Raw genomic sequence first — 14494 nt, 5'->3', positions numbered from 1 at the left:
CATTTTGGCCACAATCTGTTGCTTGAGGGTAACAGAGGGGTTTGCGGCCGAATGGGTCCGCGTGCCTGAACGTCAAGGTTTCGGGTGCGACTGCGACCGATCCTCCATGCGGTCGGCGCCATCCCGAAAACAAGAGAAGAACGCCGGCGCCTTTCGAGGCGTTCGGCCGGGGAAGCGATGCAGCAGATGGACGAGCGGTTGGACCTGCTTGCGGGCGGCGGTGAGGGTAAGGTGTCGGCGGACCGGCGTGCCTCCTTCGCTCTGCCGGGTCTCGTGCTGGCCGGTGGTGCGCTCGTCGCCGCCACGCTGTCACTGTTCATCCTGCTTGGCCTGACGCCGATCAAGCCGGTCGCCAATGTCGTCATCGCCTCGGCGGCGATCAACGCCATCTTCATCGTCGGCCTGATGTTCCTGATCGGGCGGGAAATCGTCCGGCTGCTGCGTGCCCGCAGCCGTGGCCGTGCCGCCGCGCGGCTCCATGTGCGCATCGTGGCGCTGTTTTCGATCGTCGCGATCACGCCGGCCGTGCTTGTGGCGATTTTCGCGTCGATCACGCTCGATGTCGGCCTCGACAGGTGGTTTTCCATCCGCACGCAGTCGATCGTCAGCTCCTCGCTGAACGTTGCGCAGGCCTATATGTTGGAAAACGCCAGCTACCTGCAGGGCCAGACCGCCTCGATGGCGAACGATCTCGACCGCAACCGCCAGCTCTACAGCCTCGACCGCACCGGCTTTACCGAACTGATGACGCGGCAGGCGCGGGGACGCGGTATGCTCGGCGCCTCCCTGCTGCGCGCCGACGGTTCCGTCATTCTCCAGGCCAATATCCCGACGGAAAACCGGCTGCCGCCGGCGCCGGAAGATGCGCTGCGCGCGTCCGCCGCCGGCCAGCCGACGCTTATTCCGCCGGGCCAGACCAATCTCGTCGGCGCCATCATCAAGCTCGACAACATCCCGGACGCCTTCCTCTACACGATCCGCACAGTCGATCCCGAAGTCATGCGCTCCATGCGGCTGATGGAGGAGAACACGGCGGAATATCGCGCGCTGGAAGCCGGCCGCACGACGCTGCAGATCGCCTTCGGCGTGCTCTATCTCGGCTTCGCGCTCATCGTGCTGCTTGCTGCGATCTGGACCGCCATTGCCGTTGCCGACCGCATCGTCCGTCCGATCCGCCAGTTGATCGGCGCTGCCGACAGCGTTGCCTCGGGCAATCTCGACGTGACCGTGCCGGTGCGCGTGGCCGATGGCGACGTGGGCAATCTCTCGCGCACGTTCAACAAGATGATCGCCGAAATCCGCACCCAACAGGGCGAGATTCTCGATGCCAAGGACGAGATGGACCATCGCCGCCGCTTCATCGAGGCGGTGCTGTCGGGTGTGACCGCGGCCGTGATCGGCGTCGAGGGGGACGGGCGTATCACCATCGTCAATCTTTCCGCCGAAATCCTGCTCGGCCGCAATGCGGTCGACCTCATCGGCGAACCGCTGGTCGGCGTCACGCCGGAGATTGCCGCCGTGCTTGCCGAGGGTTCTGCCCGCCACCGCAACGAATTCCGCAAGCAGATCAATATCATGCATGGCGGAAAGGAGCGGACGCTGAATGTGCAGGTGATCCGCGAGGAAGCGAGCGACGCGCAGGAATCCTTCGTCATCAGCGTGGACGACATCACCGATCTCGTCATCGCTCAGCGCTCGACCGCCTGGGCGGATGTGGCCCGCCGCATCGCGCATGAGATCAAGAACCCGCTGACCCCGATCCAGCTTTCGGCCGAGCGTATCCGCCGCCGCTACGGCAAGCAGATCGACCAGGAGGACCGCGCGGTCTTCGACCAGTGTACGGATACGATCGTGCGGCAGGTCGAGGATATCGGTCGCATGGTGGACGAGTTCTCCTCCTTCGCACGTATGCCCAAGCCCACCAAGGAGCGCTCTGACCTGCGCAATATCCTGAAGGATGCCGTTTTCCTGCGCGAGATGGGCAACAACCACGTCGCCTTCTTGAAGGATCTCGGCGAGGTGCCGCTGACGGGGCTGTTCGACGCGCGCATGCTCGGCCAGGCCTTCGGCAATCTCATCAAGAATGCGGTGGAGGCGATCGAGGCGCTGCCGCCGGATGCCGATCGCGGCGAGCACAAGATCCTCGTGCGCGCCGAGGCCGACGACGCGGGACGGCGGTTCGTCGTCGACGTCGTCGACAACGGCAAGGGCCTGCCGACCGAGAATAGACATCGCATTCTCGAACCCTACATGACGATGCGCGAGAAGGGCACGGGCCTCGGTCTCGCCATCGTGAAGAAGATCATCGAGGACCATGGCGGGCAGCTGGAACTGCACGATGCCCCCCAGGACTTCGACCACGGCCAGGGGGCGATGATTCGCGTGATCCTGCCCTATGAAGAAACTTCGGCCGTCGAGGCGGACAAGAATAAGAGCAAGGAAATGAACCATGGCGTCTGATATTCTGGTCGTTGACGACGAAGAGGACATCCGCGAGATCGTCTCCGGCATCCTGTCGGACGAAGGGCACGAGACACGCACCGCCTTCGACAGCGACAGCGCGCTCGCGGCGATCAGCGACCGCGTACCGCGCCTCGTCTTCCTTGACATCTGGATGCAGGGCAGCAAGCTCGACGGGCTGGCGCTGCTTGACGAGATCAAGAGCCGCTATCCGGACCTCCCAGTGGTGATGATTTCCGGCCACGGCAATATCGAGACGGCCGTTTCGGCGATCCGCCGCGGCGCCTACGATTTCATCGAGAAACCCTTCAAGGCCGACCGGCTGATCCTCATCGCTGAGCGGGCGCTGGAAAATTCCAAGCTGCGCCGCGAGGTGACCGAGCTGAAGAAACGGTCGGGCGATCCGGCCGAGCTGATCGGCACCTCCGTCGCAGTCTCGCAGCTGCGCCAGAATATCGACAAGGTCTCGCCGACCAACAGCCGCATCATGATCCTCGGCCCCTCCGGCTCCGGCAAGGAACTGGTGGCGCGTATGATCCACCGGAAATCGACGCGGGCGAGCGGTCCCTTCGTCGTGCTGAATGCCGCGGCGATCACGCCCGAGCGCATGGAAGTCGCGCTGTTCGGCACGGAGGGCACGCCCGGACAGCCGCGCCGTACCGGCGCGCTGGAAGAGGCCCATGGTGGCATCCTCTATCTCGACGAGATCGGCGAAATGCCGCGCGAGACGCAGAACAAGATTCTGCGCGTGCTGGTCGACCAGCAGTTCGAGCGTGTCGGCGGCTCCAAGCGGGTGAGGGTGGATGTGCGCATCATCTCCTCCACTGCCTACAATCTCGAGAGCCTGATCGCCGAGGGCGGGTTCCGAGAAGACCTCTACCATCGCCTCGCTGTGGTGCCGGTGCGCGTGCCGCCGCTGGCCGAGCGGCGCGAGGACATCCCCTTCCTGGTCGACATGTTCATGCGCCAGGTCAGCGAGCAGGCGGGCATCCGCGCCCGCAAGATCGGCGACGATGCCTTGGCCGTTCTGCAGGCGCACGACTGGCCGGGCAACATCCGCCAGCTGCGCAACAATATCGAACGCCTGATGATTCTCGCCCGCAGCGACGGTCCGGATACGCCGATCACCGCCGACATGCTGCCGACCGAAGTGGGCGACATGCTGCCGAAGATCTCCACGCAGGGCGACCAGCACATCATGACGCTGCCGCTGCGTGAAGCACGTGAAATGTTCGAGCGTGACTATCTGATCGCGCAGATCAATCGCTTCGGCGGCAACATTTCCCGCACGGCCGAATTCGTCGGTATGGAACGCTCCGCGCTCCATCGCAAACTGAAGTCGCTTGGCGTATAAGGCGCCCGGGGATTGAGGGATTCTAGGGCATGAAGGTCATCATCTGCGGCGCCGGACGCGTCGGCTACGGTATTGCCGAGCGGCTCTCGGAAGAGGGCAACGACGTATCCGTCATCGACACGCAGCCATCGCTGATCTCGGCCATCACCGAGACGCTCGATGTCAGCGGCGTCATCGGCCATGGCGCGCATCCGGAGGTGCTGGCCAAGGCGGGCGCCGACCAGGCGGACATGCTGATCGCCGTGACCCTGTTCGACGAGATCAACATGGTCGCCTGCCAGGTCGCCCATTCGCTGTTCAACGTGCCGACCAAGATCGCCCGCATCCGCGCGCAGAGCTATCTGGCCCCGGAATATTCCGACCTGTTCTCGCGCGAAAACATGCCCATCGACGTCACCATCTCGCCGGAGGTGGAGGTCGGCAAGATGGTGCTGCGGCGCATCTCTTTCCCCGGTGCGACCGATGTCGTGCGCTTTGCGGACGACCGCATCGTCATGGTGGCGATCGAGTGTATGGAGGATTGCCCTGTCGTCGAGACGCCGCTGAAGCAGCTCAGCGAACTCTTCCCGGACCTCAATGCGACCGTCACCGGCATCTTTTCCAACGGCAAGCTGACCGTGCCGAATTCCTCCGACCAGCTGCATTCCGGTGATCTCGCCTATGTGGTCTGCGACAAGGGGCATGTGCGGCGCACGCTCGCGCTCTTCGGCCATGAAGAGCAGGAGGCGGCACGCATCGTCATCGCCGGTGGTGGCAATATCGGCTATTTCGTCGCCAAGGCCATCGAGGACTACCAGCCGAAGACGCGGTTGAAGATCATCGAGAGCGATCGCGAGCGGGCGGTTCTTGTTGCCGACAAGCTGCGCAACACCGTGGTTCTGCATGGCTCGGCGCTCGATCAGAAGATGCTGTTGCAGGCGGATATCCAGGATGCCGACCTTGTCGTCGCGCTCACCAACAACGACCAGATCAACATTCTCGGCAGCGTCATGGCCAAGCGCCTCGGCTGCAAGCAGAACCTCGTTCTGATCAACGATCCCAGCTATCAGGATTTCACCAAGACGCTCGGCATCGATGCGAGCATCAATCCGCGCGCCGTGACGATCTCAGGCATCCTCCAGCACGTCCGCAAGGGCCGTATCCGCTCCGTCTATGCGGTGCAGAAGGGCTCTGCGGAAGTGATCGAGGCCGAGGCGCTGGAAACATCGCCACTCGTCGGCAAGCCGCTGCGCGATATCGAACTGCCGCCCGGTATCCGCATCGGTGCCATCTATCGCGACAAGACGGTGATCCGGCCTGATGGAAACACCAAGATCAAGGCGAAGGACCGGGTGGTGCTCTTTGCGGCAGCCGCTGCCGTGCGCCATGTCGAACAGCTGTTCCGCGTCAGCATCCAATATTTTTAGGATCCCTATGCCGCGCTTTGCCTATGTCAACGGCCGCTATGTCCGCCATGCCGATGCTGCGGTCTCCATTGAGGATCGGGGCCTGGTCTTCGGCGATGCGGTCTATGAAGTCTGCCAAGTGCAGAAGGGGTTCATCGTCGACCTGACGCGCCATCTCGACCGGCTCGATCGTTCGCTTGGCGAAATCCGCATCCGTCCGCCGATGAGCCGCGCGGCCCTCGTTGGGATCATGCGCGAGGTCTTGCGCCGCAACCGCGTCGTCAACGGCATGGTCTATCTCCAGATCTCGCGCGGCGTCGCCCGGCGCGATCATGTGTTTCCGTCGCCCGAGGTGCGGGCGTCGCTCATCGTCACGGCGAAAAGCCTAAACCCGGCGATCAATGCGGCGAAATACGCTGCCGGCATCAAGGCGATGACCGTGCCGGACGATCGCTGGGGCAGGGTGGATATCAAGACCGTCGGCCTGCTGCCGAACGTGCTGGCCCGCCAGCAGGCGAAGGAGGCGGCCGCGCAGGAGGCGATTTTCGTCGATCAGGACGGCAACGTCACCGAGGGCGGCGCAACGAACCTGTGGATCGTCGACAAGGCCGGAGTGCTGGTGACGCGCCCGGCCGACCACGCGATCCTCAAGGGCATCACCCGCACCACCGTGATGGATGTGGCGGAAAAACTTGGGATTGCGGTTGAGGAACGGCGCTTTTCGGTGACGGAAATGCTCGAAGCGCGCGAGGTTTTCATCACCGGGGCCACGACCATCTGTCTGCCGGTTGTCTCCATCGACGGACACAGCATCGCCAACGGCCATCCCGGCATGACGGCGCAGAAAATCAGGGATGCTTTTTTCGCCGTTGCGGAGAAGACTGTGATTTGATACCAAAATCGACGGTCCGACACATTTGCTGTCGGGCCTGGGGGCAATTTATTTCATTCAACCGGTCTCAAGGGCCGGCAATCAGAAAGAAGCGGCGCGATGGCGGAACGTTCTCAGAACCTGCAGGATCTTTTTCTTAATACCGTTCGCAAGCAAAAGATTTCTCTTACGATCTTTCTCATCAACGGGGTCAAGCTGACCGGGGTTGTCACCTCCTTCGACAATTTCTGCGTGCTGCTCCGTCGCGACGGTCACTCGCAGCTCGTGTACAAGCACGCGATCTCGACCATCATGCCCGGCCAGCCGCTGCAGATGTTCGAGACCGAGGAAAGCGGCTCCTGACAGGACCCAAGACCATTAAAAAATCTGATTCATCCAAGGATTCCATCGTCCCGGACGTCGAAAAACGCCGGGACGACATGCGCGCTATCGTCATCGCCCCCGTCCTGAAGGGGCGCACGAAGCCGGATCCGACCGTCGTGACGCGCTCCGACGAGGCCCGCCTCGAGGAGGCTGTCGGTCTCGCGCGCGCCATCGACCTCACCATCGTTGCCTCGATGCTTGTGCCCGTCAGCCAGCCGAAGCCCGGCACGCTGCTCGGCAGCGGCAAGATAGAGGAGATCAAGGCCGCGCTCGATGAACACGATGCCGGCCTCGTCATCGTCGATCATCCGCTGACGCCGGTGCAGCAGCGCAATCTCGAGAAGGAGTGGAACGCCAAGGTCATCGACCGCACGGGCCTCATTCTGGAAATCTTCGGCCGCCGCGCCTCCACCAAGGAAGGCACGTTGCAGGTCGAGCTTGCGCATCTGAATTACCAGAAGGGCCGCCTCGTGCGCAGCTGGACCCACCTTGAACGCCAGCGCGGTGGTGCGGGCTTCATGGGCGGCCCCGGTGAAACGCAGATCGAAGCCGACCGCCGCCTGTTGCAGGACAAGATCGTCAAGCTGGAGCGCGAGCTGGAGCAGGTGCGCCGCACCCGCCAGCTGCACCGCTCCAAGCGCAAGAAGGTGCCGCATCCGATCGTGGCGCTCGTCGGCTATACCAATGCCGGCAAGTCGACGCTGTTCAACCGCATCACCGGCGCCGGTGTGCTGGCCGAAGACATGCTCTTCGCCACGCTCGACCCGACGCTGCGCCGCATGAAGCTGCCGCAGGGCCGCACCGTCATCCTGTCCGACACCGTGGGCTTCATCTCGGATCTGCCGACCCACCTCGTCGCCGCCTTCCGCGCGACGCTGGAAGAGGTGCTGGAAGCCGATTTGATCCTGCATGTTCGTGACATGTCCGACCCGGACAATGGCGCACAGTCGTCCGATGTGCTGCGTATCTTGACCGATCTCGGCATCGACGAGAAGGACGGCGCGGAGCGCATCCTCGAAGTCTGGAACAAGATCGACCGGCTGGAGCCAGAGGCGCGGGACGCGCTGGTGCAGAAGGCCGAGACGCAGCCGAACGTGATCGCCGTCTCCGCGATTTCGGGCGAGGGCGTCGATGCGCTGCTCTCGGAAATCAACCAGCGTCTTTCCGGTGTGCTGGTCGATCGCGATATCACTGTGCCGGTCATGCAGCTGCAATTGCTGCCGTGGATCTACGATCACTCGATCGTCGACGCCCGCGAGGACCTCGAAGACGGCAATGTGCGGCTGGAGCTGCGGCTGACGGAAACCGAAGCCGCCGAACTCGATCGCCGCCTCGGCATCGGTGGCAGGGTGGCGCGTGAGGATTGGGAGCGCTAACGCGGCGTCAGTCTGCTGACGTTGCGTTACCCAGACTGCGCTCGATCTGCTTGGCAGCCTGCCACAGCTCTTCCATGCGCTCCAGCGTCGCCGCCTCCAGGCTTTCGCCATTGGCTGCGAGGCTGTCCTCGATATGCGAGAAGCGGTTGCGGAACTTGGTGTTCGTGCCGCGCAGCGCCATTTCCGGATCGGCGCCGACATGGCGACCGATATTGACCAGTGCGAAGATGAGGTCGCCAAGTTCATCGGCGACAGCCTTGGGATCATCGTAGCGCAGGGCTTCGCGCAGCTCGCCGATTTCTTCCTCGATCTTGTCGAGGATCGGCGCCGGCTCCGACCAGTCGAAACCGACCTTCGCTGCCCGCTCCTGAAGTTTCAGCGCCTCGACAAGGGCCGGGAAGGAGCGCTGCACGGAGCCGAGATGGCCGCGCAGCGGATCCTCCGGCAGGCCGCGTTTGGCACGCCGCTCCTTGCGCTCGCGCTTTTCGGCCTGCTTGATCGCATCCCATTGCAGCTTCACGGCCTCGGGCGTATCCGCATCCGAACGGGCGAAGACATGCGGGTGGCGACGGATCATCTTGCGCGTCACCGCCTCAACGACGCTGCCGAAATCGAAGTCGCCCCGCTCCTCCGCCATCCTTGCATGGAACACGACCTGCAGAAGCAAGTCTCCGAGTTCCTCGCAGAGGTCGTCCATGTCGTTGCGCTCGATCGCGTCGGCGACCTCATAGGCCTCCTCGATCGTATAGGGCTTGATCGTCTCGAAGGTCTGGACCACGTCCCAGGGGCAGCCGGTTTCCGGCTGGCGCAGGGCCTCCATGATCTCGATCAGGCGCTCGATGTCGCGGCTCGGCTGCATGGCACTCTCAGTTCAGCGGAATGTTGTTGTCGGCCTTGCCGGACTGGTAGCTTTCCGACAGCGCATCATAGGCGGCACGGATTTTTGCATCCTGCGTCTTGAGATCGGCCTTGGCCGTCTCGTCGGCGGTGGCGATCAAGTCGGCAATGGCGGCGGAGTGCCAGAAGGCGTTGGTCTTGGCATAGCCGCCGGGATCGAGCCGGAAGACTTCCTTCAGGATGCGCAGGTCGTGCGGGATGGCAAAGCTGTCGCGCGAATCTTCATGGCTGAAGAAATAATAGAAATTGTCGAAGCCGGCCCAGGTGATGGCCGAAAGGCACATGGAGCAGGGCTCATGCGTCGAGAGGAAAACATAGTCCTTTGTGTTGGGGTTCCCCACGCGCTCGTAGAGGCGTTTCAGCGTGTGAATTTCACCGTGCCAGAGCGGATTTTCCGTCTCGTTGTTCGTTTCGGCGAGAACGAGCGAGAGATCTGCCTTGTTGAGAATGGCCGCGCCGAACACCTTGTTGCCCGCGGCGACGCCTTCTCGCGTCAATGGCAGAATGTCGAATTCCATCACGTCGAGCAGACGTTTTGCGAGCGCGGCCTGGTCCATCGCGGGTTTCCCTGTTGGCGTCATGCGGCATCCTTACCGGGCGGCCGGGCGGACAGGCAAGACCGCCCGGTGACTTATGCTCAAAATGCCGGGTCGCAGAGCAAAACAATACGCCCCTTCGAGGCCATTGGAATTTCTGTTTCTTTTGTTTCTTGTCGTTTTTCGCGATAGTGCGCACACTTCAACCGGACCAGATCATGACCGAGGCACAGCAGAAGCTTTCGACATTCCCGGCGTTCTTCCGCGTCAGCGGCAGGACGGTCGTTGTCGTGGGCGAAGGCGACGAGGCCTTCGCCAAGGCCCGTCTGCTGTTCAACACGGATGCCCGGATCGTCGTTCTGGCCGAAGCGCCGGAAGCGGATTTTGCCCGTTTCATCGCTGACAAGGGGCTGACGCTGGTCCGCGCGCCGTTTTCGAAGGAAGCGATCGCCGCGGCCACGCTGGTTTTTGCGGCAACGGGCGATGCCGCCGCTGACCGCGCCATTTCGAAGGCCGCACGCGCGCTGCGCATTCCGGTCAACGCCGTCGATCAGCCCGACCACTGCGATTTCTTCACGCCGGCGCTCGTCAATCGTGCGCCTGTCGCCGTCGCCATCGGCACGGAAGGGGCTGGCCCCGTTCTGGCGCAGATGATCCGCGCGCAGGTTGATCAAATCCTGTCGCCGTCGCTCGGCCGCCTTGCAAGCCTTGCCAACGGTTATCGCGAGGCCGTCGACCATATCCTGCCGCGCGGCGTGACGCGCCGTGTCTTCTGGCGCCGTTTCTTTCAGGGCGCGGTCGCCGATGCCGTCAACAATGGCGATATTGCGCTGGCCCGCCACACCGCCGATACGCTACTCAACGCGCAGGGCAAGGCCGCCGGCCATGTTTGGCTCGTCGGCGCCGGTCCGGGCGCCGAGGACCTGCTGACGCTGCGCGCCCAGCGCGTGATGATGGAAGCCGATGTCATCGTGTTCGATGCGCTGGTGCCGCAGGCCATTGTCGATATGGGCCGCCGCGATGCCGAGCGCCTTTCGGTCGGCAAGCGCAAGGGTTGCCACTCCAAATCCCAGGACGAGATCAACGACCTGCTCGTCGAACTCGGCAAGTCGGGCAAGCGCGTCGTGCGCCTGAAATCCGGCGATCCGCTGGTCTATGGCCGCGCGGGCGAGGAAATGGCGGCGCTGCGCCAGGCGGGCGTCACCTATGAGGTCGTGCCGGGCATTACCTCCGCCTTTGCCGCCGCCGCGGATTTCGAACTGCCGCTGACGTTGCGCGGCGTTGCCTCCTCGCTCGTCTTCACGACGGGCCACGACCTCACGGGCTCCGTGCTGCCGGATTGGGCACGCCTTGCGATTTCCGGCGCCACCGTCGCCGTCTATATGGGCCGCTCGGTCGCCGCCTCCGTTGCCGCACGGCTGATGGAAGCCGGCCTGCCGGACGAGACGACCGTCGCCGTCGTCGAAAACGCCAGCCGCCGCGAAAAGCGCCTGCTGCACGGCACGCTCAAGGATCTTCCGGGCCTCGAACACCGCGACGAACTGTCCGGCCCGGTCATGGTTATCATCGGCGACGCGGTTGCGGGCGCCAATTTCGAACATTCCGAACCGCTTGCCATCCGGCAGACGGTTCGCGACACAGCAGCACTGGGAGCATGACATGGCCGACAAGGTTCTGACAGCCAATCGCCTTTCCGACGGCATTTCCGTCTGGCTGGATGCCGCCGGCACCTGGAACGAATCCTTGCAGGCCGCCTTCGTCGCGCGCCATAAGGAAGCCGTCGAGGCCCTGGAAGCCACCGGCAAGCAGGCCTTCGCCGACAACAAGGTGGTTGACGTGAACGTCGTTGATGTCGAAGACGTCGATGGTGTTCTCCGGCCGCTGCGCATGCGCGAGCGCATTCGTGCCGAAGGTCCTTCGATCCCCTATGCGGTCGGCTATGCCGGCCTGGTTGCGACGGCCCCGGCCGCCTGAGGAAATTTAGATGTATCGTTACGACGAATTCGATCACGCCTTTGTCTCCGACCGTGTGGAGCAGTTCCGCGATCAGGTCGCCCGCCGCCTGTCCGGCGAGCTGGCCGAGGATGCGTTCAAGCCGCTGCGCCTGATGAACGGCGTCTATCTCCAGCTGCACGCCTATATGCTGCGCGTCGCCATTCCCTACGGCACGCTGAACGGCCGCCAGATGCGCATGCTGGCCCTCATCGCCCGCAAATATGACCGTGGCTATGGCCATTTCACCACGCGCCAGAATATCCAGTACAACTGGCCGAAGCTTTCGGAACTGCCGGATGCGCTCGCTGATCTCGCCACCGTCGAGATGCATGCGCTGCAGACCTCGGGCAACTGCATTCGCAACGTCACGGCCGACCATTTTGCCGGCGCTGCCGCCGATGAAGTCGCCGATCCCAGGCCCTATGCGGAAATCTTGCGCCAGTGGTCCTCGGTCCATCCGGAATTCTCGTTCCTGCCCAGAAAATTCAAGATCGCCGTCACCGGTGCGGAGCGCGACCGTGCGGCAATCCAGGTGCACGACATCGGCCTGCATTTGAAGAAGGACGAGAACGGCCGCATTGGCTTTGCCGTCTATGTCGGCGGCGGGCAGGGCCGCACGCCGATGATCGCCAAGAAGATCCGCGACTTCCTGCCGGAAGAGGACCTTCTGTCCTACACGACCGCGATCATGCGCGTGTACAACCTGCACGGCCGCCGCGACAACAAGTACAAGGCACGCATCAAGATTCTCGTGCACGAAACGGGTGCCGAGGAGTTGGCTCGCCAGGTCGAGGTCGAGTTCGCCGCCCTCAAGGACACCGAGCTGAAGCTGCCGGAGCGCGACGTCGCCGCCATCTCCGCCTATTTCGCACCGCCGGAGTTTCCGCCGCGCGCCGAAGGCTGGGCGAACCTTGCACAGTGGAAGAAGACCGATGCCGACTTCGCCCGCTGGGTTCAGCAGAACGTGCAGCCGCACAAGCACCCCGACTATGGGATGGTCACGATCTCGCTGAAGCCGATCGGCGGCATTCCGGGGGACGCGACCGACGCGCAAATGGAAGCCGTCGCCGATATCGCGGAGGAATATGCCTTCGATGAGATCCGCGTCAGCCACGAACAGAACCTGATCCTGCCGCATGTCGCGCTCGCCGATCTGGAACCGGTCTATCGCGGCCTCGTCGCCGTCGGTCTGGCGACCGCCAATGCCGGCCTGATCACCGATATCATTGCCTGTCCCGGCTTGGACTACTGCGCCCTGGCAAACGCCCGCTCGATCCCGGTCGCGCAGGAGCTTTCGCTGCGGTTCGGGGCGCCCGAGCGTCAGGCCGAGATCGGTGAACTGAAGATCAAGATTTCCGGCTGCATCAATGCCTGCGGCCACCACCATGTGGGCCATATCGGCCTGCTCGGTGTGGAAAAGAAGGGCGAGGAACTCTACCAGATCACGCTCGGCGGCTCGGGTGACGAGAACACCTCGATCGGCGAGATCATCGGCCGCGGCTTCGAGCCGGAGAAGGTAACGGATGCTGTCGAGGTGATCGTCAATACCTATCTCGGCCTGCGCCTCGACCCCACGGAAATCTTCCTCGATGCCTATCGTCGCGTCGGACCGCAGCCCTTCAAGGATGCGCTCTACGGCGACAAGACGGCCGCGGCAGCCTGAGGAGTTTTGAAACATGACGAAAATCTGGAACGAATCCGGCTTTGTGACCGACGATCCCTGGATCATCGAAACCGAGGAAACCAAGGCCGGCTCGAACGAGAAGGCGATCCTGGGCCTCGATCATTTCCTGGCGAAGGTTGCCGAAGGTGACGAAACGGGCCTCGGTGTGCTGATCAACCCCGCCGACGACGTGCGCAGGCTGGAAGGCCATCTCGACCGGCTGGCGCTGGTGGCGGTCGCTTTCCCTGCCTTCAACGACGGCCGTGCCTTCAGCCATGCCTCGCTCTTGCGCTCGCGGTTACATTTTGCAGGCGAGGTGAGGGCGGTCGGCGATGTTCTGATCGACCAAATCTCGCTGATGCTGCGCTGTGGCATCGACAGCTTCGCCGTCACCAACGCGACGGCGCTGAAGCGTCTTGCGGAAAACCGCTTGCCGGGCATCGACAACCACTACCAGCCGACCGCGCGTCCCTCGCAGGACGTCGGCTCCTACAGCTGGCGCCGCCGGGCCTGATTTCAGGCCCGGTTTGCGGGATCGCCGGCGAAAGGCCGCAATTGCGGTGTAGTCTTGCGTCAGGTCAAGGACGCGGGCCGTGCTTTGCGGGAAAGTTGCACGTGCGGCAAACTATTGCGCGGCCAATCGGCGCATTGGAACGGGATACCTTCCTTTGGCGCTCCACATGTAATATCTGCCTATCGTCAAGATTATCAGACGCAGCCAGGATCGATCCCGAAATGAACGCACCTGCCAAGACCGAAGAATTCGTGCCCGCCATCCCCGCCGGTGTTTTCGCCGAGACGGTGACGAGCGTGCAGCATTATACGGATCGCCTGTTCCGCTTCCGCATGACGCGCCCGGAAAGCTTCCGCTTCCGCTCCGGCGAATTCGCGATGATCGGCCTGATGGTCGGTGACAAGCCGGTTTACCGCGCCTATTCGATCGCCAGCCCGTCCTGGGACGAGGAACTCGAATTCTTCTCGATCAAGGTGCCGGAAGGCCCGCTGACCTCGCATCTCCAGCAGATCAAGCCCGGCGACACCGTGCTGATGCGCAAGAAGCCGACCGGTACGCTGGTGCTCGACGCGCTCACCCCCGGCAAGCGCCTCTACATGTTTTCGACCGGCACGGGCATTGCGCCCTTCGCCAGCCTGATGCGCGATCCGGAGACCTATGAGAAGTTCGACGAGGTCATCCTGACGCATACCTGCCGCGAAGTGTCGGAGCTGAAATACGGCTTCGATCTCGTCGAGGAAATCCGCAATCATGAATTCCTCGCCGAAGTCGTCGGCAACAAGCTGCGCCACTATGCGACCGTGACGCGCGAAGACTTCCCGTTCCAGGGCCGCATCACCGACCTCATCAAGAACGGCAAGATGTTCGCCGATCTGGGCGTACCGCATTTCGACCCGGCGGTTGATCGCGGCATGATCTGCGGTTCGTCCGCGATGCTGAAGGAAACCAAGGCGCTGCTGGAAGAGGCAGGTCTCGTTGAAGGCTCCAACAACAAGCCCGGCGAATTCGTGATCGAGCGCGCCTTCGTCGATTGATCGACGTCCATAATTTTAAGAAAAG

The 14494-nt window shown here is 63.1% G+C and carries 13 protein-coding genes; 11 read left to right on the top strand and 2 right to left on the bottom strand.

Translation table 11 applies throughout. From position 1 onward, the window contains the following. The first annotated feature begins 186 nt into the window (after nucleotides 1–186). The 6 genes from ACOZK4_RS14780 (at nucleotide 187) to hflX (ending at nucleotide 7830) form a co-directional block, all read left to right on the top strand. Complete coding sequence (locus ACOZK4_RS14780) at nucleotides 187–2460, top strand: ATP-binding protein (RefSeq protein ID WP_421592555.1); 2274 nt, start codon at nucleotides 187–189, stop codon at nucleotides 2458–2460. Beyond that, nucleotides 2450–3814, top strand: coding sequence for a sigma-54 dependent transcriptional regulator (locus ACOZK4_RS14775; protein ID WP_313526882.1), 1365 nt, complete (start codon nucleotides 2450–2452; stop codon nucleotides 3812–3814). Before ACOZK4_RS14780 ends, ACOZK4_RS14775 begins: the two co-directional genes overlap by 11 nt. Nucleotides 3815–3843: 29 nt before the next feature. Continuing rightward, on the top strand, nucleotides 3844–5220 hold the full coding sequence (trkA, locus tag ACOZK4_RS14770) for a Trk system potassium transporter TrkA (protein WP_421592526.1): 1377 nt from the start codon (nucleotides 3844–3846) through the stop codon (nucleotides 5218–5220). Nucleotides 5221–5227: 7 nt separating this feature from the next. After that, the gene (locus ACOZK4_RS14765) at nucleotides 5228–6091 is read left to right on the top strand and encodes a D-amino-acid transaminase (protein WP_421592525.1); all 864 of its coding nucleotides are present in this window, start codon (nucleotides 5228–5230) and stop codon (nucleotides 6089–6091) included. 99 nt (nucleotides 6092–6190) lie between these two features. Then, nucleotides 6191–6433: an RNA chaperone Hfq gene (hfq, locus tag ACOZK4_RS14760; protein ID WP_023514954.1), complete on the top strand. Its 243-nt coding sequence runs from the start codon at nucleotides 6191–6193 to the stop codon at nucleotides 6431–6433. 77 nt (nucleotides 6434–6510) lie between these two features. Continuing rightward, on the top strand, nucleotides 6511–7830 hold the full coding sequence (hflX, locus tag ACOZK4_RS14755) for a GTPase HflX (protein WP_421592524.1): 1320 nt from the start codon (nucleotides 6511–6513) through the stop codon (nucleotides 7828–7830). Nucleotides 7831–7837: 7 nt separating this feature from the next. On the opposite strand, the gene mazG is transcribed toward hflX, so the two are convergent. Both mazG and ACOZK4_RS14745 read right to left on the bottom strand, forming a co-directional pair. After that, entirely contained in the window at nucleotides 7838–8689 is an 852-nt protein-coding gene (gene mazG / locus ACOZK4_RS14750) for a nucleoside triphosphate pyrophosphohydrolase (RefSeq protein WP_421592523.1), read from the bottom strand. Nucleotides 8690–8696: 7 nt separating this feature from the next. After that, nucleotides 8697–9284 carry a nucleoside deaminase gene (locus ACOZK4_RS14745; protein WP_421592554.1) on the bottom strand — a complete coding sequence of 196 codons (588 nt, stop codon included), beginning with the start codon at nucleotides 9282–9284 and terminating at the stop codon, nucleotides 8697–8699. 197 nt (nucleotides 9285–9481) lie between these two features. On the opposite strand from ACOZK4_RS14745, the gene cysG reads away from it, so the two are divergent. The 5 genes from cysG (at nucleotide 9482) to ACOZK4_RS14720 (ending at nucleotide 14469) form a co-directional block, all read left to right on the top strand. Continuing rightward, nucleotides 9482–10921, top strand: coding sequence for a siroheme synthase CysG (gene cysG / locus ACOZK4_RS14740; protein ID WP_421592522.1), 1440 nt, complete (start codon nucleotides 9482–9484; stop codon nucleotides 10919–10921). Nucleotide 10922: 1 nt separating this feature from the next. Next, the gene (locus tag ACOZK4_RS14735; RefSeq protein ID WP_421592521.1) at nucleotides 10923–11237 is read left to right on the top strand and encodes a DUF2849 domain-containing protein; all 315 of its coding nucleotides are present in this window, start codon (nucleotides 10923–10925) and stop codon (nucleotides 11235–11237) included. A gap of 10 nt (nucleotides 11238–11247) precedes the next feature. After that, nucleotides 11248–12921 carry a nitrite/sulfite reductase gene (locus ACOZK4_RS14730; RefSeq protein WP_421592520.1) on the top strand — a complete coding sequence of 558 codons (1674 nt, stop codon included), beginning with the start codon at nucleotides 11248–11250 and terminating at the stop codon, nucleotides 12919–12921. 13 nt (nucleotides 12922–12934) lie between these two features. Further along, nucleotides 12935–13435 carry a DUF934 domain-containing protein gene (locus ACOZK4_RS14725; RefSeq protein ID WP_421592519.1) on the top strand — a complete coding sequence of 167 codons (501 nt, stop codon included), beginning with the start codon at nucleotides 12935–12937 and terminating at the stop codon, nucleotides 13433–13435. A gap of 221 nt (nucleotides 13436–13656) precedes the next feature. Then, nucleotides 13657–14469, top strand: coding sequence for a ferredoxin--NADP reductase (locus ACOZK4_RS14720; RefSeq protein ID WP_421592518.1), 813 nt, complete (start codon nucleotides 13657–13659; stop codon nucleotides 14467–14469). Nucleotides 14470–14494: the final 25 nt, after the last annotated feature.

It is taken from the genome of Shinella sp. M27 (assembly GCF_049199905.1).
GTDB lineage: Bacteria > Pseudomonadota > Alphaproteobacteria > Rhizobiales > Rhizobiaceae > Shinella.
Note: the sequence above shows the minus strand (reverse complement) of the source record. Positions and strands in the feature narration are given on the sequence as shown.

Coding starts and splice junctions, on each gene's coding strand:
- ACOZK4_RS14725 (WP_421592519.1), top strand. CDS start 12,935: ATGACGAAAATCTGGAACGAATCCGGCTTTGTGACCGACGATCCCTGG.
- mazG (WP_421592523.1), bottom strand. CDS start 8,689: ATGCAGCCGAGCCGCGACATCGAGCGCCTGATCGAGATCATGGAGGCC.
- cysG (WP_421592522.1), top strand. CDS start 9,482: ATGACCGAGGCACAGCAGAAGCTTTCGACATTCCCGGCGTTCTTCCGC.
- ACOZK4_RS14730 (WP_421592520.1), top strand. CDS start 11,248: ATGTATCGTTACGACGAATTCGATCACGCCTTTGTCTCCGACCGTGTG.
- ACOZK4_RS14775 (WP_313526882.1), top strand. CDS start 2,450: ATGGCGTCTGATATTCTGGTCGTTGACGACGAAGAGGACATCCGCGAG.
- ACOZK4_RS14720 (WP_421592518.1), top strand. CDS start 13,657: ATGAACGCACCTGCCAAGACCGAAGAATTCGTGCCCGCCATCCCCGCC.
- hfq (WP_023514954.1), top strand. CDS start 6,191: ATGGCGGAACGTTCTCAGAACCTGCAGGATCTTTTTCTTAATACCGTT.
- ACOZK4_RS14745 (WP_421592554.1), bottom strand. CDS start 9,284: ATGGACCAGGCCGCGCTCGCAAAACGTCTGCTCGACGTGATGGAATTC.
- ACOZK4_RS14765 (WP_421592525.1), top strand. CDS start 5,228: ATGCCGCGCTTTGCCTATGTCAACGGCCGCTATGTCCGCCATGCCGAT.
- ACOZK4_RS14780 (WP_421592555.1), top strand. CDS start 187: ATGGACGAGCGGTTGGACCTGCTTGCGGGCGGCGGTGAGGGTAAGGTG.
- trkA (WP_421592526.1), top strand. CDS start 3,844: ATGAAGGTCATCATCTGCGGCGCCGGACGCGTCGGCTACGGTATTGCC.
- ACOZK4_RS14735 (WP_421592521.1), top strand. CDS start 10,923: ATGGCCGACAAGGTTCTGACAGCCAATCGCCTTTCCGACGGCATTTCC.
- hflX (WP_421592524.1), top strand. CDS start 6,511: ATGCGCGCTATCGTCATCGCCCCCGTCCTGAAGGGGCGCACGAAGCCG.